This is a genomic window from Corynebacterium sp. HMSC034H07 (assembly GCF_001815175.1).
Lineage (GTDB): Bacteria > Actinomycetota > Actinomycetes > Mycobacteriales > Mycobacteriaceae > Corynebacterium > Corynebacterium hiratae.
The window spans coordinates 15097-34122 of the sequence record NZ_KV819485.1; the positions used below are offsets into that span (position 1 = coordinate 15097).

Here is a 19026-nt window from a genome sequence, read left to right on the forward strand (position 1 = left end):
GCTGATCACACAAGGCCGTCGACCACCAGGGAGACGCGTAAGAGAAGCAAGCGGCAGGTACCCGACCTACGGGTACCTGCCTTCTCGTTTCTCTGCCCATCTCTTCTGAACCGTCGACACCGAGCTTGCTTACTCAAGCGGGTCTCCCTCCTCAGGAGGGATTCCCTTGACAACACAACCAAATAGAAGGACCAGCGAGCCGTACTCCGTCCGGACCAAGAAGGTCAGCGGCAAGGTCTATACCCAGATCTACGTGCCATCGACCATCTCGAAGGACGGCATCCAGAACTATGCGTGGGTCGAGCTCGTCGACCCACCCGTTGGAGACGAAGAACTTGGCCTGAGCGCCGATGAGGTGCTCGCCTTGCTCTACGACCCGACATACGTGCCGGAGTGGAAAGTTGACTATCTGCGCACTGCCTACCGCTGTTTTCGTGCCGCCGAGAACGCTCGAAACCGCGGCGACCTGTCCTACAGCGACTGGGAAGTCGAGGTCCATGACGGACCCCAGTATCTGAACGTCTCGGTTCACGAAGACCAGATCGACAGTGAGCTGGTTGTCGATTGGCTGCTGGCTCAGGTGAGCGCCAAGCAAACCGAGCATATCCGCCTGCACGTGTTTGAGGGGTTCTCCTTCGTGCAGATCGCGCGTGAGGAGCTGCCCGGTGCTGACGAAGCCGACGTGGCCAAGCGAGCGAACAGCATCGGGCGCTCGGTCAAACGGGCTCTGAAGAAGCTTCGCGAATTCATCGAGCAGGAGTGTCCGGATCTGGCTCCCGTCGGGGGCGTATGAGTGCCCGGCCCACATGAAGGCCAGCACAAACCGACGCTCATCTGATTCACAAGGAGGAAACGATGTCGAAGCATCGTCTCAAGGTCACGTTGACTGACCAGCCCGAACCTGACGCTGCGGTCTCTACCCGCAAGGTCAGTATCCGAAGCAGGATCGCCCGCAAGCTGCTCGGCAACCCCCAACAGCTCACCGTACTCGTGCCGGGCAACCAGGTCCGCTCAGTAGAAATCATCCGCCCAGACGACGACCTCATGGCACTGGCCCGTGCCGTCGGCGTTACCCGGAGCGGTGGTGATGCCGCGTGAACGTCACCGAAGCGAACCGCTACATCCCGGCGCTGAACCGGATCGCGGAGGGAGTCACGATGCTGGCCTCAGCGGTCGAAGAAGCCGCATGGGAATCGTTCGAGGACCACCCCGGGATGGCGGGGGCTCGCCCGATCGCCGCAGCCCAGCTCGCCCAGCCAGCACTGGAAGCTGCGGCCGAAGAGTACGAAGCCAACCATCAGTCGCCCGCCCCGGCAGCGGCCCCGGAGGTTGTGCAGGTGACGTTGGAGCAGGTCCGCACGGTGTTGGCGCGCCTGTCGCAGGCAGGTCACACAAGGCAGGTGCGTGAGCTCATCCAGGCAGCTGGCGCAAACAAGCTCTCCGAGGTTGACCCGTCCAAGTACGGGCAGCTGCTGGAGCAAGCGGAAGCGATTGCTGATGCCTGACCAGCACGCACTGCTCAGCGCCTCGGGCGCGCACCGCTGGTTGGCCTGCCCGCCGTCGGCAACGCTGGAGGCCGGGCTACCGGAGTCCACCTCGCAGGCTGCCGAGCAGGGAACCGCCGCGCATGCGCTTGCGGAGTGGAAGCTGCGCCGCGCCCTGCATGACGCTCCGACCACGAAGCCTGTCTCGAGCTGGCATGACGAGCAGATGGATGCCCTGACGGATGACTACGTGGCCTTCGTCCAGGAGCGGGTGCGTGATGTGCGGCGGGCGTGTGCTGATCCGCAGGTGCTCATCGAGCAGCGCCTGGACTTCTCCCACGTGGTGCCGGGTGGGTTCGGCACTGGCGACTGCGTGATTATCGCTGAGCCCACGCTTCAGATCATCGATTTGAAGTACGGGCAGGGTGTCATGGTCGAGGCCGAGCACAACCCGCAGCTCATGTTGTATGCGCTCGGAGCGTTGAATGCGTTCGGGTCGCTTTACGACATCACCGAGGTGGCGGTGACGATCTTCCAGCCCAGGCGCTCGAACGTCTCGACGTGGACGATCCCGGTGTTTGAGCTGGAGGCGTGGGCGGAACAGGTGGTGAAGCCTCGTGCCGCGCTGGCTGCCAGCGGTGATGGCGAGTTCGCTCCGGGTGAGTGGTGCCGGTTCTGCAAACTCTCACCTACCTGCCGGACGCGTGCTGAGGCGAACCTTGCGCTTGCCCAGCATGAGTTCGCCCCACCAGCCGAGCTCACCGACGAGGAGATCGCACAGGTGTTGGCCCAACTTCCGGATCTGAAGGCGTGGGCTGCCGATGTGGAAGCGCACGCGCTGTCGCTGGCGGTAAACCAGGGCAAGACCTGGTCTGGTTTCAAGCTCGTCGAAGGACGCTCGATTCGCAAGTACGCCGACGAGGCCGCTGTCGCCAAGACAGCTGAGGCGGCCGGTGTCGACGTGTGGGATCGCAAGCTCAAGACGATCACCGCGCTGGAGAAGCAGCTGGGCAAGAAGCGCTTCGCCACTCTCCTTGGGGACCTCGTGGTCAAACCCGCCGGGAAGCCCACGCTGGTGCCCGAGTCCGACAAGAGACCCGCACTGGAAATCCAGTCAGCAACAGATGAATTCACTGCAATCAAGTAACGAACAAGAAAGAAGGTAAGACAAGATGTCTGCAACCACGAATCCGACCCGTGTGGTCACCGGCGAAGTTCGCCTGTCCTACGCCAACATTTTCGAGGCGAAGTCCATCCAGGGCGGCAAGCCCAAGTACTCCGTGTCGCTGATCATCCCGAAGTCCGACACCGAGACCCTGGCCAAGATCGAACGCGCCATTGACGCGGCGATCGATGCCGGGATTGGCAAGTTCGGTGGCAAGCGGCCCAACAAGGCTGCTTTGAAGCTCCCGCTGCGTGATGGGGATATCGAGCGCGATGACGAGGCCTATGCGAACGCGATGTTCGTCAACGCCAACTCGCCCCCCCCGCCGCAGGTCGTGGATGCTTCTCTGCAGCCGATCTTGGACGCCAGCGAGGTCTACTCGGGCTGCTACGCGCGAGTGAGCATCTCGTTCTACGCGTTCAACACGAACGGCAACCGGGGTATCGCCTGCGGGCTGGGCAACATCCAGAAGCTGCGTGATGGTGAACCGCTCGGCGGCAACCGGATCAGCGCCGAGGCCGACTTCGGAGGCTTCGCAGCAGCCTCGGACGACTTCCTCAACTAGAAGAGCGGAGAAGCATCATGAACGAGTGTTATTCGGCAGCGCTGTCAGCAAACACCACCACAGTTGTGGCACTGCTCGTTGGCGCTGTCCTCGGTCTCATCGTCATCAAGGTCTCCTCTGTGATTGCCGAACGGCGGGCTATCCGCCGCGATCGCAAGCGCATCGACAAGCTCATGGCTGACAGCGAGGCCGAGCTCGAGAAGTACCGCGCTGACCACGACCACTAACCCTTCACCCGTGCTGGGAGGACCACCACGCCCACTTCTGGGGTGTGGTCTTCTCCCAGCACCCATTGTTTTCTAGGAGCTGTCGCGCATGCGTGAACTCTTCATTGACCTCGAGACCTATTCGCCGGTGAACCTGGCGAAGACTGGGGTGTACCCCTACGCCGACCACGACGACTTCGAGCTCCTCTTGTTCGGCTACTCGACCGACGGAGGCCCGGTTGAGGTCGTCGATCTCGCCAACGGACACCAGTTCCCCGAAAAGGTGCTGGCCGCACTCGTCGACCCGCACGTAGTGAAGTGGGCGTTCAACGCGGCATTCGAGCGCATCTGCCTCTCAATCTGGCTGGCCAGACACCATCCAGAACTCATGGAAGGCCGCAGGTTCCTGGACCCTGCCCAGTGGCACTGCACCATGGTCTGGTCCGCCTACCTCGGCCTGCCGATGAGTCTGGACCAGGTCGCCACCGTCCTTGACCTGCCGGTACGGAAAGACAGTGCAGGTAAGAAACTGATCCGCCAGTTCTGTCCCCCGGCGACACCGAGCGTGCTCAACCAGGGCGGGATGCGCAACCCGCCTGCATCCGACCCGGGCGGGTGGGAGCAGTTCATCTCCTACAACCGGCGCGACGTCGAGGTCGAACTCGCCATCCACGACCGGCTAGCCGACTTCCCGCTCCCAGCGTCCGAATGGGACACCTACGCCCTCGACCAGAACGTCAACGACACCGGCATTCAGCTCGACCAGGTTCTCGTGGACAACGCGGTCCAGTGCGACCGGCAACACCGCGCCACCACGCTAGCCCGCGCCCAGGAACTCACTGGACTGGAGAACCCGAACTCGCCGATCCAGCTGAAAGAGTGGCTCGCCGCTCACGGCACGCCCCTGCAGTCACTGACGAAAGACGAAGTCGCCGCCGCGCTCGACACCGCTACCGGCCAGGTGCGTGAGGTCCTCCTGCTGCGCGGTGAGCTTGCGAAGTCGTCGGTGAAGAAGTACGAGGCCATGCAGCACGTGGCAGGTCGTGATGGGCGCGGACGCGGGTTCCTCCAGTTCTACGGGGCTGGACGCACCGGACGTTTCGCTGGCCGCCTCGTCCAAGTCCAAAACCTGCCCCGCAACTACCTACCCGACCTGGCCGAGGCCAGAGCCCTCGTGCGGGCCGGAGACTTTGATGCGGTCGAGCTGCTCTACGACTCCGTGCCCGACACACTCTCGCAGTTGATCCGCACGGCTTTCGTCCCCGCCGACGGGCACCGGTTCGTGGTGGCCGACTTCTCCGCGATCGAGGCGCGGGTCATCGCCTGGCTCGCAGGCGAGACCACCACGCTTCAGGCCTTCCGTGACGGGAAGGATCTGTACTGCGAGACCGCGAGCCGCATGTTCGGAGTCCCCGTCGACAAGCACGGAGCCAACGCCGAGCTGCGTCAGAAAGGAAAGATTGCTGTGCTCGCCTGTGGCTATCAAGGCGGCGTCGGCGCTCTGAAAGCCATGGGGGCACTGCGGATGGGGCTGGTTGAATCCGAACTCCAGCCGCTGGTCGATGCGTGGCGGGCCGCCAACCCCAGCGTGGTGCAGCTGTGGGCCGACATCAACGCCGCCGCCATCGACACGATCGCCACGCGTCTGCCCACCCATGTTGGCCCGCTGACGTTCACCGTCGAATCCGGGGTCATGTTCATCCGCCTACCATCTGGGCGTCGCCTCGCTTACGTAAAACCCAAGCTGGGTGAGAACAGATTCGGCGGCACATCCATCACCCACGAAGGTGTGACCACCGGGCGCAAATGGGGCCAGTTAGAAACCTACGGTGGGAAACTCACCGAGAACATCGTCCAAGCCGTCGCCCGCGATCTGCTCACGTTCGGCATGCACCAGGTCGATCGCGCTGGGCACAGGATCGTCATGCACGTCCATGACGAGATCGTGGTGGAGACCGCCACGGCCACCGTGGACGAGATCTGCAAACTGATGGCCACCGCGCCCGACTGGGCGCAGGGGTTGCCGCTAGCGGCAGACGGGTACGTGTGTGATTTCTACATGAAGGACTGATATTGCTGGGCGGAATCGAGGCGACGATGGACATAGGAGAACAAGCTGAAGGCATCGAGGAAGCCATGTTTACCTTCCTCACTACCTAGTCGGGTTTTGTGAGCGCGGGGATTGCGATAGTGCCCGTGGATCCCTATAAGCAGGTTCTTAAAACCCTTGTGCTCTGATTTTTCCGACTCCGTGGAAAAGCTATTAATCACGAGCTTAGGGGCAGAATTGTTTGTTCCCAAAGCTATATCGAACAACTCCTGACCATCGTCGGTCAAGCTAGTAAGGATACGGATGCGGTCAGGGATCGACTTGGCTGCCTCGGATATCGCGTGGAACAGAGACTCCGCGATCAGTTCTTGGCTGCAATACTCCATTAGGCGTTCGTGGGTACCGCGCCGCTGAAGTTCCTCCACGAGAGAGCTGGTAAGACGCTCGATATCATCGAATGTGCGTGCCGCCTCAGCGAGTTGGGTCAACTCGCCAGCATCGTCGATATGCCATCCTTCGGTCGCCAGCACCTTGTTGAGCAAGCGGCGCAAATCATTCCAACGCTGACGATCGGTGGTATGCCGTGCCGGGCTCATCGCAGTCGTTATGAACTCACGAGTGAGTTGACCTGCTTGCGCTGCGGACATTCCTTCCGTAAGCGCGCCAAACAGTCCTTCTCGCTTACTCCCGGCAACACGCGGTGGCGCACCAATGTCGAGGAGAAGCTCGTCGATTTGGCTTCCGCTTAGGCCCGGCAAATCGGTACTTGCCAGGACATTCGCAATACTGCGGATAGTCGAGCGTTGGGAGAAAGAATCGGACTGCATCACCGCTCCAGCTTCTCATGTGAGCGAGTGGCCTGAGTATTTCAGCAAGACCCGGGTGTCCGGATTCTTGCGCGCTCAGGGGCGTATGCGTGAGAGCCCGACGCGGCCGCACCCGTGGCTTGCTGGAATTCACGTCAATCCTGGCTCTTAGAAGGAGCCAGACATGGCTACGAGAGATCTTCAGGTATTCACCAACGATGCCTTTGGAACGATCCGAACTGTCGAGCATGAGGACAAGGTGTATTTCTGTGGCCGCGATGTGGCCACCGCCTTGGGGTACAAAGATCCAGTTAACGCCATCAAGCAGCATGGACGTGGGGTGGCGTTTCACCACCCCATCACGGATGCGCTCGGTCGCACTCAAGAAGCCCGGTTCATCACCGAAGGTGACCTGTACCGGCTCATCTTCTCCTCCAAGCTCCCCGCAGCCCAGGACTTCGAAGCCTGGGTTGTCAACGAGGTCCTCCCCACGATCCGCCGCCATGGCGTCTACGCCATCGACGAACTCTTAGACAACGACGAGTTCCTCGAGCACGCCATCGTCCAGCTTCGCTCCGAGCGGGCCAAGCGGCTGGCAGCCGAGCAGGCCCTGCTTGAGGCCGCCCCGAAGGTCTCCTACTACGATGTCGTGCTCCAGTCGGACTCGCTACTGACCATCACCGAGATCGCCAAGGACTATGGCTTGTCGGCGAAGAAGCTGAACTTGCTGCTGCACGACGCCGGGGTGCAGTTCAGGCAGTCCGGCCGCTGGTTCCTCTACGCCCCCTTTGCCGAGCAGGGCTACACGCAGTCCAAGACCCACGAGTACGACGAGGGTAAGACCCGCACGCACATGTACTGGACCCAGAAGGGTCGCTTGTTCGTCTATGACCTGTTGAAGAACCAGTTCGGCCTGCTGCCGGTCATCGAGCAGGACGGCGGTGCGGCATGACGACGACTGCTGTCAACATCGACCTGGGTTTCTCGCCCCACAACACGGAGGGCTACCCAGATCCCACCGCGTACAAGGCGCTGAAGAGTCTCCAGCGCGCCGAGTACGGATACCGGCCTTTGGTCTACATCTGCTCCCCGTACGCCGGTGCCGTCGAGAACAACGTGGAGCTGGCTCGCGCGTTGTGTGCTCACGCGGTGTCACGGCACAAGATCCCGCTCGCGCCGCACCTGTTGTTTCCGCAATTCATGGACGACACCGACGCGAGCGAGCGCGAGTTGGCGATGTTTTTCAACCGAATTCTTCTGAGCAAGTGTGAGGCGATCTGGGTCTACACGGCCCGTGTCTCGGCAGGGATGCGCGCCGAGATCGAATGGGCTCACCACCTCGAACTGCCGATCACCTATCTCGATGCTGACTTTGAGGAGGTCACCCTATGAAGGCGATGACGATGTTCACCGCGCAGGTGGCGGGCCAGCAAAACAACGCACACTACCCGAACCCGCACACCGTGACCACGGCAGCCGACCTGGAGGCGGTCGCCAGGTTGGATCATGTGGTTGCCGAGTACGTGGGTGGCAGGCGGTCGGCTGGCAGTTTCGTGACCTCGAACTGCCTGGTCATGGACGTCGACAACTCCCACACCGAGGAGCAGGCCGAATGGGTCACCCCGGAATCGCTGATTAAGAGGCTGGAGGGTGTGGCGTTGATGACCGCCACCTCCCGCAACCACCAGCGGGCGAAAGGAGCCCAGTCGGCAAGACCCCGCTTCCACGTCTACTTCCCGATAGACCCCGTAACTGATGCTGAGGCCTACGCGGGGCTCAAGAAGCAGCTCGCCGCCCGGTTCGAGTTCTTCGACCCTAACGCGATCGACGCTGGCCGTTTCATCTACGGCCACACTAATCCGAGTATCACCGTGGTCGAGGGTGAGCGCACCATCGACACCTGGCTTGCCGACACGGTCGATGAGGACGTGTTCGCCCAGTGGGATGAGGGCACCAAGGCGATCGAGGAGGGTTCGCGTAATGCGACCTTGTCGAGGTTTGCTGGCAGGCTGCTGATTCGCCTCGGCACGACCGATGAGGCACGCGACTTGTTTGACCGCAAGGCTGCTCGCTGCAACCCGCCGCTGCCCGAGGCGGAGGTGGAGTCGATCTGGCGGTCGGCCACCCGGTTCGCCAAGACGGTCGAGAACCAGCCCGGGTATGTGCCACCAGAGGATTTTGAGGCGAGCCTGGATTCGGTACGCCCCGCCGATTACAGCGACGTCGGCCAAGCCCACGCCCTATCCAAGGCGTACCCGGACTCGCTGCGCTACTCGGAGGCCACCGACTGGCTCGTCTATTACGACGGTGTCTGGTACGAATCCGCTCCCGCTGCCCAAGCCGTCGTCCAGGAGCTCACCGAACGCCAACTGGCCGAGGCCCACGAGCTGCTCGAAGACGCCAAAGACCAGCTCGCCGCCACGGGGGCTGCCATGTTGTTGGCGTCGATGTCGAAGGCGAAAGCCCAGGCCATGTTTAACGCCGCCCAACAGGAGGCGTTCGCCGCGTTCGAGGACGCGAAAACCTATGCGGCCTACGCGCTCAAACGCCGAGAATCACGCGGGATCACCAACTGCCTGAAAGAAGCCCGCCCCATGCTGCTGACCACCCCTGAGCAGCTCGATGCCGACCCGTATCTGCTCAACACCCCATCAGGCACCTACGATCTGCGCCACGGGACCATGTCGCGCCACGACCATGATCCGGCGGATCTGGTGACCAAGCAGACCAGCCTCGACCCGGGCACCGACGGCGCGCACCTGTGGCAGGAAGCCCTCGAGGTGTTCTTCCAAGGCGATGCCGAGCTCATCGCCTACGTGCAGCGCATCGTCGGCCTTGCTGCGATCGGGCAAGTCTTCGTCGAAGCCCTCGTCATCGCTTACGGAGATGGTCGCAACGGCAAATCGACGTTCTGGAACACCATCGCCAGAGTCTTAGGCACGTATGCAGGCAACATGAGTGCTGATGTGCTCACGATCGGTGGGATGCGCAACGTCAAACCGGAGCTGGCTGAGGCCAAAGGCAAACGCCTCATCATCTCTGCCGAATCCGAAGAGGGCGTGCGCATGTCCACCTCGGTGGTCAAGCAGCTGGCTTCCACCGATCAGATCTACGCGGAGAAGAAGTACAAGGCACCGTTTGCCTTCACCCCGTCGCACACCTTGATTCTCTACACGAACCATCTGCCCAGGGTGGGTGCGATGGATGCGGGCATCTGGCGCAGGCTCATCGTCATTCCCTTCGAGGCGAAGATCGAAGGCACATCCGACATCAAGAACTATGCCGACTACCTCTACACGCAGGCAGGCGGGGCGATCCTGGCCTGGATTATGGAGGGCGCGCGCCTCATCCACGCCGAGGACTACCACCTCAAGGCTCCTGCCCGAGTGGTGGAGGCATCGGCGGCGTATCGGGAAGAGAACAACTGGTTCGCTCAGTTCCTTGACGCCAACTGCGACCTTGACCCGGGGCTGTCGGAACGGGCCGGGGATTTGTATCAGGCCTATCGGGCGTGGGCGATGTCGACCTCCGGGTGGGCGCGTCCCATGGTCGATTTCAACGCCACCGTCGAACACCACGGCTTCATTCGCAAAAAGACGATGCACGGCATGTTCGTCCACGGTTTGGCCTTGAAGAACGAGTTCGACAACTAAGCCAGACGGGCCTTATGACGACCTATGACGACCCATATGTGAGTTTGCTATAGGGCAGAAAATATAGCCCTTAGGAAAAGTCCATATCGCATCGTCATAGGTCGTCATGGGCCTCTCACACGAGAGGACATGAACCATGAACGAGCAAGCAATCGAACAACACTTGAAAAAAGCCGTTGAGGCGATCGGTGGCCTGTGCTGGAAATTCACCAGCCCCGGCACCGCAGGGGTCCCAGACCGCATCTGCATCCATCACGGACGCGTCATCTTCGTCGAACTCAAAGCACCCGGACGCCTCCCACGCCCCATCCAACGCCGCCGCATCCAGCAGCTCACAGACCACGGCATGGACGTGATCATCGTCGACAGCATCGAAGGCGCAAAGGAGGTGGCTGATGCGCTACGAGCCGCATGACTACCAACAACTGGCCACCGCCTTCATTGAAGACCACCCGCAGGCCGCGATCCTGCTCGGGATGGGGCTAGGCAAGACGGTGATCACCTTGACGGCAATCTGGAACCTGCTGCTGGACTCCTTCCAAGCCCGCCGCGTCCTCATCGTCGCACCCCTGCGAGTCGCCCGCGATACCTGGCCCGCCGAGGCCACCAAATGGGACCACCTGGCAGGACTCACCATTGCCGTGGCCGTGGGGTCGAAAGCCCAGCGGGTGGACGCGCTTGCAGCCGAGGCGATGGTGACCGTCATCAACCGCGAAAACGTGCCCTGGCTGGTGCGCCACCTCGGCAAAGCCTGGCCGTTCGACATGGTCGTCATCGACGAGCTGAGCTCGTTTAAGAACCACCGGGCGCAACGGTTCAAAGCACTCGCCTCCGTGCGGCCACGTCGCACCCGGATCGTGGGACTGACCGGCACGCCAGCAGCCAACGGGCTGATGGACCTGTGGGCGCAGTTCCGTCTCCTTGATGAGGGCCAGCGCCTCGGCAGGTTCATCACCCACTACCGCAACCGCTGGTTCGTACCCGATCGGCGAAACGGCCAGCAGATCTTCACCTACAAGCCCGCACCCGGTGCCGAGGACGAGATCTACGAGGCGATCAGCGACATCACCTTGTCGATGCGCACCACCGACCACCTGCGCCTGCCCGAGCTGACGGTCACCACGACGCTCGTCGACCTCGAACCGAAGGAGCGCAAAGCCTACGAGCGGTTGCGAGATGAGATGGTGCTCGACCTCGACGGGCAGGTCATCGATGCCGCGAACGCCGCAGCACTGTCAGGCAAGCTGCTCCAGCTGGCCTCCGGTGCGATCTACGACGAGGACGGCAACACCGTGGTGGTGCACGACCGCAAGCTCGACGCGCTCGAAGACCTCGTGGAGGCGGCCAACGGCCAGCCGCTGCTCGTGGCCTACTGGTTCAAACACGACCGTGAGCGCATCACCGAACGCTTCCCTGGGGCCCGCGAGCTGAAAACCAGTACCGACATCAAAGCGTGGAACGCCCGCGAGATTCCGCTGGCGCTCATCCACCCGGCCTCAGCCGGACACGGGCTCAACCTCCAGCAAGGCGGCAACCTCCTGGTCTGGTTCTCCTTGACCTGGTCCTTGGAGCTCTACCAACAGACCAACGCAAGGCTCTACCGCCAGGGACAAGACCAGCCGGTGACGATCACCCACCTGGCCGCCAACCACACCCTCGATGAGGCGGTACTGGCCGCGCTGGACAACAAAGACATGACACAGGCTGCGTTGATCAATGCGGTCGCCGACACTCTGGGAAAGCAGGCACACTCATGAACGACCACCCCATCTGGGACTACTTCGACTACCGCAAAGCCGCCATCGGCGTTCTCCAGGACTACGCAACCCAAGCTGTCATTCTCCAGCAAGGCGACGGGTACGCCAACGAGCTCAAAGCCTCACTGACCTCAATCGGCTCACCCCGATTCGACGGCCTGCCACGGGGCAACAACCCGCACGCCGGTGAAGCGAGAGTCTGCTCGATCCTCGACAACCTCGACGCGCTCAAAGCCCGCAACCAAAAAGCGCAGGCCTACATGGATTGGTTCAACCCGGCCTGGGAAAGCCTCAGCGACGATGACCGGCTGGTCCTCGAGGTATTCTTCCTCGACGACCTCTCCGCCGAGGACGCCGCCGTCAAAGTCGCCGAACACTTCTACGTCGAACGCAAGACTGCCTTCGCCAAGAAGCAGCGCGCCCTTGCCCGCTTCGCGCGTCTCTTGTTCGGCAGAGACTGAAGCATTGGCGCGCATGAGTGTCGCAAAGAGGGGATGACTTTCAGGGTGTGCCTGTCGCATGCTGTAAGTGGTTGAAAAGTAGGTCCCGACCCCCAGACGAATCATCACGGTTCGTCTGGGGGTCGTTGCCATGAACGACAAGGGTGGTGAGACGGATGCCTTTCAAACCCAAGCGCCCGTGCTCCCAGCCCGGCTGCCCCGAGCTGACCGAGACGAGGTTCTGCCCCGAGCACGCCCGCGCCGAGGACACCCGCTACCGGACCTACCAGCGCGACCCGAAGATCAACCGACGCTACGACCACCGGTGGCGAAAGATCCGCGCGGCCTACGTCGAAGCCCACCCGTTGTGCGAGGACTGCCTGGCCCGTGGCCGGTACACGCCCGTGGCTGAGGTCCACCACGTGATCCCGCTCGACCACGGCGGCACCCACGACGAGTCGAACCTGCGCAGTCTGTGCAAGCCGTGCCACTCGCGCCAGTCCGCGCTCGATGGCGACCGGTGGCGACAAGCCCCCCCGGGTCTACAGCTACTAAAAAGCGCTGTGTGCCCGCCTGCCGCGGCCTCCCTGCCGACCCTCACCTGTGCCGACCTCGAGGCCGCTGGCCCGGCACGAGGCGACGTGGCGCGCTTGCCGAGGGGGTGGGGGCGAGCGGATCTCTACAGCTGGGCTGCTCCTCAGCGGGCGGGGCCAACCGTGCGCAAAACCGCCGAATCAAACGAGGTATTGACCCCTCACGCCCTCCATCACCGGGCTAACCGCCTGGAAGGAGGCGAGATTTCATGGCGAAAGACGGAACACTGCGCGGCGGACGCAGAGCAGGCTCAGGTGCGAAGCCCACACCTGCGTTTGAGAAGATCACCGAAGGCAAAGACGCACGCGTCCTCCACATCGCGTCGCTCGACCCACCAGATCTGGAAGCGGGCGGGGATCTTGAAGGTAGCGTAATGCCAGAACCTTCGGCTTATTTGGCGGCTGTGCAGCGTGATGGTAACCCTTTGGGTGCTGACGTAATCTACCGCGATACCTGGAACTGGCTCAAGGAGCGCGGCTGCGAAAAACTCGTAGCTCCACGGTTGATTGAGGCTTATGCGCAGAATTTTGCTCGGTTCATTCAATGCGAAGAAGCAATCTCCGATTTTGGCCTGTTGGGTAAGCATCCGACCACGGGGGCGGCTATCGCGTCCCCATTCGTGGCCATGTCTCAGTCGTTTAGCAAGCAGGCGAATACGCTCTGGTACGAGATTTTCGATGTGGTCAAAGCCAACTCGCTGGTGGACTACTCGGGGCCGACTCCTGCGGATAACGTGATGGAACGGCTACTTCAGGCACGCTCATAGTTATTGGCGTAGTGCGGGTGCGGTGTGGGCGTAGATGACGACCACTGCAATCAAGGCGATACAGACGGCGAAGGGTGCCAGCGGGTTCCACCCGTAAAGGGCGGTCGAAGCCAGCGGGGCAATCGCGTACGCCAACCCATTATTAGCGTTAATGATGCCAGCCACTGCGCCTTGCTCATCTGCACTCATCTTCAAGGTTGGGCCAGTGTTGTACCCGGGCATCGCCAGTCCCATACCTCCCCCCAGCACGATACACCCGACAACCAGTAAAGCGTGCGAGGAGGTAGGCCAAATGAGCACAGTTGCAACTAGTGTAATGGTCAGACCAGTACGTAAAAGCTTCGCTGCTCCCCACCCTGTCTTTGGAGCAATCACCGCTTGGGCAATGATCATGGTCACGCCCATGATGGTCAGGTAAATCGCGGAAATACCTGCGGTCGCAGTTGCCGACAGGGCGAAGCGGTCTTGAACAGTGAATCCAAAAATCGTAGCAACAGAAGAAAACACAAGAAACATCACCAGACCAGTTGCTAGCCAGGGAGCTACACGCGGATCAGTGAAGCGAATCCGTTGAGGCTTTGCAAAAAGTTGCCCTTGGCTTTGAGGTGCGAAACTCACCAAGAGAACAACCAGACCAATCACCATCACAACGGGCATGACCACCAAGGGCAAGAGCAGGCCACCAGCAGCGGCTAACACACCTCCAGTAACACCTCCAACAATGGAGGCCATCCCTTGAGCCGCTCCAATCATGCCCAGTGCTTTTACCCGCCCGTTCTCGCTGGCAGCATGCGTGACCAGGTGGGCTTGCGCGGTCGGGGCGATCGCTGAAATCCCTCCGCCATAGAGCAAACCACGAGTGATCACAACACCAAAAACTAGTCCGACACCGCCAACTACCTGGTTCATCCCCAGGTAGGAGACAATACCGAAGGCGCTCAAAGCGATGATCGCGATCACAAGCCCGGCAGCGAGTACACCTTTAGCGCCGACACGTTGGGAAGCTCGCCCCCAATAAGCACTCAAGCTCGCTAGTACAATCGCTGCCAAAGAGATAGTGGCGCCAATATGCCATTCCCGCAATCCCATCTGTCGTGACAGTGGCGCGATGATCGGATTGAGAATCATTTGCCCCATAAAGGCGAGAAAAACGATTCCCACTACCAGGTTCGCTTGCGCTCCTGGATCAATAGAACTCTGTGTCGGCTTATTACTACGAGGGTCAGGCATCACTACACTCCATTACTAGAACACTGTTTCACTTAGGGATATTGTAGAATGGTGTTCTAGTAAGGGTCAAGGAATAAGTTAAGGGTCACCTTATGAACACTGTGCTAACGGGGCGAAGGGCTGGGCTATCACGCGAGCTGATTGTCAAACAAGCTGTACAGTTAAGCGCGATCAGTGGCGTTGAGGGATGGTCAGTACGGGACATTGCCCGTGAACTGGGCGTGGTTCCCTCAGTGATTTATCATTATTTTCCAAACAAGGAAGCCATTTGTGATGCTGTTGTAGACCGGGTATGTGTCGGGATTGAAGTTCCCGACCCGGACCTTGAATGGAAAGCCTGGTTTCGAGCTATGGCTCACAATCTACGCCCCGCATTGTTAGCATATCCAGGGATTACCGACAGGTTCGCGCGGGGCAAGTTCACTGAACAGTTTTTGCCGATGATCGATGGAGCCTGGGCCAAACTACAAGAAGCTGGGTTTGGTGACAATTCGCCTGTGGCCTACACAATTATCGCGAACTCGATCATCCACACGATCGGAGCGAGAAACCTGCGCGCATCCAATCAAATCCAACCTCACCACAACCTGCACGAAATGCTTGTCAGGCTTGAGCCTATGATGGCTCAATCTGTTGGACTGACCAGTATTGTCAACTCTTACCTGGAGCCTCTCTCACACCTTGATGAAGAAGAAGCGATGTCCGAGGAATACTACGACCTCGTCATCGATGTGATCCTAGACGGCATCGAACACACCCTGCTGCCTTAACTCTGACCCACTTCTCAATCATCGTCTTAGTGAGCGCCCGCACAGCTGGCGCTCACTTTTTTATTCCCACCCCATATCAATTTATGAAAGCGAGTTGTATATGTCGTTGAAAACCGCTGAAAGCGTGCGCGCCGGGCACCCGGACAAGCTGTGCGACTACATCGCCGACTGCATTTTGGATCGTGCCCTCTACGAAGACCCTGCCGCCAGAGTGGCTGTCGAAGTGATGGCAACCAAAGCACGCATCTATGTCGCTGGCGAGATCACCTGCAAGGCAAAGCTTGAGATTCCGATGCTGGTACGCGCAGCGCTTGAGCATGTGGGTTATGATCCGCGCCGGTTCCGCATCCGCGCCAAAATTCACTGCCAATCGAGCGATATTGCTGGCGGGGTCGATAAATCTTTAGAAGCACGCCACGGGGATACGAGTTCTCACGTAATGGTTGGTGCTGGCGATCAAGGCACCGTCTACGGCTACGCCACAGCCGAGAGCGAAGAACGACTCCCGTTGCCACTGGTTTATGCTCACCGGATCTGCAAGCGTCTCGATCAAGCATTCACAGACGGCAAGATTCCAGAGCTCGGCCCGGACGGGAAAGCCCAGGTCACTGTTGAGTATGACGGCGAAACCCCTAAACGTATCGCCACGATTGTGGTCTCGGTCCAGCACAAGCCAGGCATTAACGTGGAGGATTTCAACCAGCGTCTGATTTCGCTGGTTATCTCGGCGGCGTGTCGCGAGATCGAAATCGACGAACACACCGAAATCCTGATCAACCCGTCGGGACGGTTCGTCACAGGTGGCCCCACCGCTGATACCGGGCTGACCGGGCGCAAGCTCATGGTCGACACCTACGGTGGGCTCGGCCCGCACGGCGGTGGCGCGTTCTCGGGTAAGGACCCCTCCAAGGTCGACCGGACGGGTGCGTACATGGCGCGCCTGATCGCGAAAACCGTGGTGGATGCGCGCCTGGCCGAAGAATGCCACGTCGCTATCTCCTATGCGATCGGTAAGGCCGACCCGGTCGCGTTCCACATCGACACCTTCGGCACCGGTCAGCACCCGGACTGGCTCCTCACCGACGCCGCCCAGGCGATCTTCCCGCTGCGACCGGCCGCGATCATCGACCGCCTCGGCCTTAGAGCCCCCATCTACGCGAAGCTTGCCACCTACGGGCACATGGGACATGGCCTGAGCGAGTGGGAATGGACGCTGCCGTTTACCGACAAGCTCGCCACGGAGGTGAAGTGCCGTGCTCATCAAGCAGCTACCCATCAGTGAGCTCAAGCCCGCCGACTACAACCCGCGTAAGGACCTGAAGCCCGGGGACGCGGACTACGAGAAACTCAAGCGGTCGCTGACCGAGTTCGGTTACGTCGAGCCGGTGATCTACAACCACACCACCGGCCACGTCGTCGGCGGCCACCAGCGCCTGAAAGTACTCGCTGACCTGGGCCACACCGATGTTGACTGCGTGGTCGTCGAGCTGGACGAGACCCGCGAAAAGGCCCTGAACGTCGCGCTGAACAAGATCAGCGGCGACTGGGATGAATCCAAGCTGGCCCTGCTCATCGCCGACCTGGACGCGGCTGACTTTGATGCCGAGCTCACCGGCTTCGACGATGACGAAATCCAGGCGATGATTGGTTCCCTCGACGATGACGAGGTCACCGATGACGGCTTCGATCTCACCGCCGCTCTCGAGGCCGCATCGTTCGTCCAGCGCGGCGACATTTGGACTATCGGCAGGCACCGGCTGGTCTGCGGGGACGCTACCAACGCAGACGATGTCGCGGTGCTCATGGATGGCAAGAGCGCGAACCTGGTGCTCACCGACCCGCCCTACAACGTCGCCTTCGAGTCGTCCGACGGGCTCACGATCAAGAATGATGCGATGAAGGCCGACTCGTTCTACGAGTTCCTGCTCACCGCGTTTACCAACATGGCGGGCGTTCTCGACAAGGGCGGGTCGGCGTATGTGTTCCACGCCGACACCGAAGGGCTGAACTTCCGCAAAGCGTTCATCGACGCCGGGTTCAAACTCTCCGGCTACTGCATCTGGGTCAAAGACTCCCTCGTGCTGGGACGCTCGCCGTACCAGTGGCAGCACGAACCAGTGCTCTACGGGTGGAAGCAGGGAGCCAAGCACAAGTGGTTCGCTGACCGGAAACAGACTACGATCTGGAACTTCGCCAAGCCGCGTAAGAACTCCGACCACCCGACCTCCAAGCCGCTGGACCTGCTGGCCTATCCGATCCGCAACTCCACTCAGGCCAACGCGATCATCCTCGACACGTTCGCTGGCAGCGGTTCGACCCTGATGGCCGCCGAGCAGACCGACCGCATCGCCTACCTCATGGAGTTGGACGAGAAGTACGCCTCGGTGATCCTGCGCCGCTACGCCGAGGCGACTGGGGACGCGGCCGGGATCACCTGCCAGCGAGGCAACACTCAGTACACGTATCTGGATCTGGTCAAACAGGTCGACCGCGACCGCGAATAAAACCCCACACTATGCAGGGAAAACAGGGGCGTGAAAATGAGCCGTTGATGAGGGAAAAACGACTGGATAAGCGGAAAAACGTATGGCTGTATGTACATGACCGAAAGCACCCCCACACCTGGGGGAACCGAGCGAAAAGGACTGGTCATGAGTGAATTACACATCGAAATCAGCGAGCTCATCGCAGCCGGAGTCAACGTCTACGACCCCGAGGAAACCCTGCGGGTTGCCAGAGCTCGCGGCTACCAGCTGGTGGTGCGCGTGATCGAATACGACCCGACGCGTTTCCTCAGCATGGTGGCCGCCTGGTTCGAGAAGGAGGTCGTGGCATGAGCATCCTCGCCTTCACCCCGCACAAAACGGGCAGGAAAAAGCTCGCCCAGCTTCTCGCCGATCACCTTGGCACCGAGGCCACCTATCTGGGCACGCCCTCGTTTGCCTACCAGATCGCAGACGCCACGCTGGATCGGGACTGGACCCTCTACCTGCCAGATGGTATCGAGGCGCAGGCCGTGCTCGAGTCCGCACACAAGGCGGGCTTTGAAACCGCCGACCCGGGCGAGGTGGCGTTGACGGTCACGATGCCCACCACCGGGTGGAGTGAGCGCACTCGCGCCAACCTCGAAGCGCTCCTAGCGGCCAAAGGGCCACTGATCGCCAAGGCCCTGGGCATCCCGGCCACACCCGCGCAGTTCAACGATGACGAGACCGTCTCGTTCCCGTGGTGTGAGTCGATTACGCCGGAGACGGCACGCGAGGCGGTGATCCCGCTTGTGGCAAAGCTCTGCCAGCGCGCCCAGGAGGCAACCCGGATCCGATCCACGCCGCCTGCACCGGGCAATGACAAGTACACGATGCGCTGCTTCCTGCTCTCCCTGGGCTTCATCGGCCCCGAACACAAGCAGGCACGCCGCATCTTGCTGGCAGGCCTGGAAGGCGACGCCGCCTGGCGCACCCCGGCAAGCAGGAAGGAGAACTGACGCATCAATCGCAACGCCTGACCTGCTGGCACCCGGAAACCCTGCCACGAGCGGGG

The 19026-nt window shown here is 61.0% G+C and carries 21 protein-coding genes and 1 pseudogene; 20 read left to right on the plus strand and 2 right to left on the minus strand.

The genetic code is table 11. The features are described from left to right. Positions 1–166: 166 nt before the first annotated feature. From HMPREF3009_RS00955 to HMPREF3009_RS00985, 7 genes are all read left to right on the plus strand, one after another. Positions 167–793, plus strand: a complete 627-nt coding sequence (locus HMPREF3009_RS00955; protein ID WP_070509909.1) for a sigma-70 RNA polymerase sigma factor region 4 domain-containing protein — start codon at positions 167–169, stop codon at positions 791–793. A 62-nt stretch (positions 794–855) separates the two neighbouring features. Then, positions 856–1098: a hypothetical protein gene (locus tag HMPREF3009_RS00960; protein WP_070509906.1), complete on the plus strand. Its 243-nt coding sequence runs from the start codon at positions 856–858 to the stop codon at positions 1096–1098. Next, entirely contained in the window at positions 1095–1505 is a 411-nt protein-coding gene (locus tag HMPREF3009_RS00965) for a hypothetical protein (RefSeq protein WP_070679459.1), read from the plus strand. Before HMPREF3009_RS00960 ends, HMPREF3009_RS00965 begins: the two co-directional genes overlap by 4 nt. Further along, entirely contained in the window at positions 1498–2631 is a 1134-nt protein-coding gene (locus HMPREF3009_RS00970; RefSeq protein ID WP_070509900.1) for a DUF2800 domain-containing protein, read from the plus strand. Before HMPREF3009_RS00965 ends, HMPREF3009_RS00970 begins: the two co-directional genes overlap by 8 nt. 25 nt (positions 2632–2656) lie before the next feature. Beyond that, a complete protein-coding gene (locus HMPREF3009_RS00975) occupies positions 2657–3214 on the plus strand; it encodes a DUF2815 family protein (RefSeq protein WP_070679462.1) in 558 nt (185 codons plus the stop codon). Positions 3215–3231: 17 nt separating this feature from the next. Then, positions 3232–3441 (plus strand): DUF1049 domain-containing protein, encoded by a 210-nt coding sequence (locus HMPREF3009_RS00980; protein WP_070509894.1) that lies wholly within the window; start codon positions 3232–3234, stop codon positions 3439–3441. Positions 3442–3529: 88 nt separating this feature from the next. Next, positions 3530–5491 (plus strand): DNA polymerase, encoded by a 1962-nt coding sequence (locus HMPREF3009_RS00985; protein ID WP_070509891.1) that lies wholly within the window; start codon positions 3530–3532, stop codon positions 5489–5491. Here HMPREF3009_RS00985 and HMPREF3009_RS00990 read toward each other — a convergent pair. Next, positions 5476–6297 carry a TIGR02391 family protein gene (locus HMPREF3009_RS00990; protein ID WP_070679464.1) on the minus strand — a complete coding sequence of 274 codons (822 nt, stop codon included), beginning with the start codon at positions 6295–6297 and terminating at the stop codon, positions 5476–5478. The genes HMPREF3009_RS00985 and HMPREF3009_RS00990 overlap by 16 nt on opposite strands. Before the next feature lie 163 nt (positions 6298–6460). Between HMPREF3009_RS00990 and HMPREF3009_RS00995 the strand changes: the two genes are divergently transcribed. The 8 genes and pseudogenes from HMPREF3009_RS00995 to HMPREF3009_RS01030 all read left to right on the plus strand — a co-directional run bounded on the left by HMPREF3009_RS00995 (position 6461) and on the right by HMPREF3009_RS01030 (position 13486). Next, on the plus strand, positions 6461–7228 hold the full coding sequence (locus HMPREF3009_RS00995) for a phage antirepressor (protein WP_070509885.1): 768 nt from the start codon (positions 6461–6463) through the stop codon (positions 7226–7228). Next, positions 7225–7668: a DUF7768 domain-containing protein gene (locus HMPREF3009_RS01000; RefSeq protein WP_070509882.1), complete on the plus strand. Its 444-nt coding sequence runs from the start codon at positions 7225–7227 to the stop codon at positions 7666–7668. Before HMPREF3009_RS00995 ends, HMPREF3009_RS01000 begins: the two co-directional genes overlap by 4 nt. Positions 7669–7829: 161 nt before the next feature. Next, on the plus strand, positions 7830–9929 hold the full coding sequence (locus tag HMPREF3009_RS01005) for a phage/plasmid primase, P4 family (protein ID WP_232751592.1): 2100 nt from the start codon (positions 7830–7832) through the stop codon (positions 9927–9929). Between the two features lie 136 nt (positions 9930–10065). Next, the gene (locus HMPREF3009_RS01010) at positions 10066–10344 is read left to right on the plus strand and encodes a VRR-NUC domain-containing protein (RefSeq protein WP_060797806.1); all 279 of its coding nucleotides are present in this window, start codon (positions 10066–10068) and stop codon (positions 10342–10344) included. Further along, positions 10325–11686, plus strand: a complete 1362-nt coding sequence (locus HMPREF3009_RS01015; RefSeq protein WP_070679467.1) for a DEAD/DEAH box helicase — start codon at positions 10325–10327, stop codon at positions 11684–11686. The genes HMPREF3009_RS01010 and HMPREF3009_RS01015 overlap by 20 nt, the downstream gene beginning before the upstream one ends. Beyond that, entirely contained in the window at positions 11683–12147 is a 465-nt protein-coding gene (locus HMPREF3009_RS01020) for a hypothetical protein (protein WP_005295537.1), read from the plus strand. The genes HMPREF3009_RS01015 and HMPREF3009_RS01020 overlap by 4 nt, the downstream gene beginning before the upstream one ends. A gap of 155 nt (positions 12148–12302) precedes the next feature. After that, positions 12303–12681: pseudogene (locus HMPREF3009_RS01025) on the plus strand (HNH endonuclease). 247 nt (positions 12682–12928) lie between these two features. Beyond that, entirely contained in the window at positions 12929–13486 is a 558-nt protein-coding gene (locus tag HMPREF3009_RS01030; RefSeq protein WP_042406079.1) for a P27 family phage terminase small subunit, read from the plus strand. On the opposite strand, the gene HMPREF3009_RS01035 is transcribed toward HMPREF3009_RS01030, so the two are convergent. Further along, entirely contained in the window at positions 13487–14716 is a 1230-nt protein-coding gene (locus HMPREF3009_RS01035) for an MFS transporter (protein WP_070679470.1), read from the minus strand. 92 nt (positions 14717–14808) lie between these two features. Between HMPREF3009_RS01035 and HMPREF3009_RS13510 the strand changes: the two genes are divergently transcribed. The 5 genes from HMPREF3009_RS13510 to HMPREF3009_RS01060 all read left to right on the plus strand — a co-directional run bounded on the left by HMPREF3009_RS13510 (position 14809) and on the right by HMPREF3009_RS01060 (position 18970). Next, positions 14809–15486, plus strand: coding sequence for a TetR/AcrR family transcriptional regulator (locus HMPREF3009_RS13510; RefSeq protein ID WP_042406082.1), 678 nt, complete (start codon positions 14809–14811; stop codon positions 15484–15486). Positions 15487–15586: 100 nt separating this feature from the next. Next, positions 15587–16768 carry a methionine adenosyltransferase gene (gene metK / locus HMPREF3009_RS01045; protein ID WP_070509876.1) on the plus strand — a complete coding sequence of 394 codons (1182 nt, stop codon included), beginning with the start codon at positions 15587–15589 and terminating at the stop codon, positions 16766–16768. After that, positions 16740–17990: a site-specific DNA-methyltransferase gene (locus HMPREF3009_RS01050; protein WP_070509873.1), complete on the plus strand. Its 1251-nt coding sequence runs from the start codon at positions 16740–16742 to the stop codon at positions 17988–17990. The genes metK and HMPREF3009_RS01050 overlap by 29 nt, the downstream gene beginning before the upstream one ends. 147 nt (positions 17991–18137) lie before the next feature. Then, a complete protein-coding gene (locus HMPREF3009_RS01055; protein WP_034375438.1) occupies positions 18138–18323 on the plus strand; it encodes a hypothetical protein in 186 nt (61 codons plus the stop codon). Beyond that, positions 18320–18970, plus strand: coding sequence for a hypothetical protein (locus tag HMPREF3009_RS01060; RefSeq protein ID WP_070509870.1), 651 nt, complete (start codon positions 18320–18322; stop codon positions 18968–18970). Before HMPREF3009_RS01055 ends, HMPREF3009_RS01060 begins: the two co-directional genes overlap by 4 nt. Positions 18971–19026 lie beyond the last annotated feature (56 nt).